Origin of the sequence: Acinetobacter sp. AS5 (assembly GCF_048957595.1) — a bacterium.
In the GTDB taxonomy this organism is placed as follows: domain Bacteria; phylum Pseudomonadota; class Gammaproteobacteria; order Pseudomonadales; family Moraxellaceae; genus Acinetobacter.
Genome location: NZ_JARDAL010000147.1, coordinates 1 through 923, shown reverse-complemented (window position 1 = coordinate 923; position 923 = coordinate 1). Strand labels below are relative to the sequence as shown.

Sequence of the window (923 nt, the reverse complement as noted above, 5' to 3'; positions counted from 1 at the left end):
ATTAGACCTCTTTCATAAATCATTTTTTGCTCAGTTCCAAGTTGTAGATTCCAGCGATTAAATTGAATCTCAAACCAAGCCTTTTACCTCTATTTCGATAACGCTCAGCAAGGATTTTGAAGGTTTTTAGGCTGCCAAATACATGCTCAATTCCGATTCTTCTTTTATTAATTTCCTGATTATAGATTTTCAATTCAGGATCCAATTTACAGTGTCTTTTGGCTTTTAATGGCAACAGGCTATTCGGATACAACACATAAATCCCCTGATAGCCTTTATCTGCAAGGATAAAAGCCCCAAAAGGAATCTGGTTTAAATTGCGTTTGAACAACTCGAAATCATGCACTGCACCGCGACTGGTACATAAACTCAGAATTTGCTGAGTTTTGTAGTGAATCATGGCCTGTACTTTAAAGGTATGGGTCTTTTTCTTGCCGCTATAGCTTTTCTTCTGTTTTTTTAGGCCTTTGGATTGGAATTTCCGTGGCATCCACGATCACAACATTCCAGTCGATGCCTTCGCCCTCGGGTAAATCTTTGGGTAAATTAAACAGATTGGACCGAATCAGGCAGTCTTCAACATGACGGACAATTCTTGACGCTGTGGGCTCTGAAACCCCGTAACTCGTCGCAACGTGAAATAAGGTTCGGTATTCCCGCCAATAGCTCAGACAGAGCAGAACCTGATCCTCCAGGCTTAACTTGGGCGGTCTGCCTTTGGCAGAGACATGCTTCTGCAATTGCTCAACCATCAAATAGAAAGTTGACCATGAGATGCCTGTATATCGCTTGAACTGAGGATCAGAAAGCTTGTTTGAATCGATGTATTTCATCCGCAGATTATGCACGAATGCTAAGAAATCCGGAGTGCAAATATTAACCAAAAAGAAGATCGTTTTTTGATTTATGAAAGAGATCTATTA

2 protein-coding genes are annotated in these 923 nt (G+C 40.5%); both read right to left on the bottom strand.

Going from position 1 to position 923, the window contains the following annotated elements; genetic code table 11:
- Window positions 1-19: 19 nt before the first annotated feature.
- A complete protein-coding gene (locus PV763_RS17670; RefSeq protein WP_004809604.1) occupies window positions 20-490 on the bottom strand; it encodes an IS5/IS1182 family transposase in 471 nt (156 codons plus the stop codon).
- Complete coding sequence (locus PV763_RS17665) at window positions 438-833, bottom strand: transposase family protein (protein ID WP_008306679.1); 396 nt, start codon at window positions 831-833, stop codon at window positions 438-440. The genes PV763_RS17670 and PV763_RS17665 overlap by 53 nt, the downstream gene beginning before the upstream one ends.
- Window positions 834-923 lie beyond the last annotated feature (90 nt).

What these genes read in the sequence shown, in the direction of transcription:
- PV763_RS17670 (WP_004809604.1), bottom strand. Translation starts at nt 490, where the DNA reads ATGCCACGGAAATTCCAATCCAAAGGCCTAAAAAAACAGAAGAAAAGC.
- PV763_RS17665 (WP_008306679.1), bottom strand. Translation starts at nt 833, where the DNA reads ATGAAATACATCGATTCAAACAAGCTTTCTGATCCTCAGTTCAAGCGA.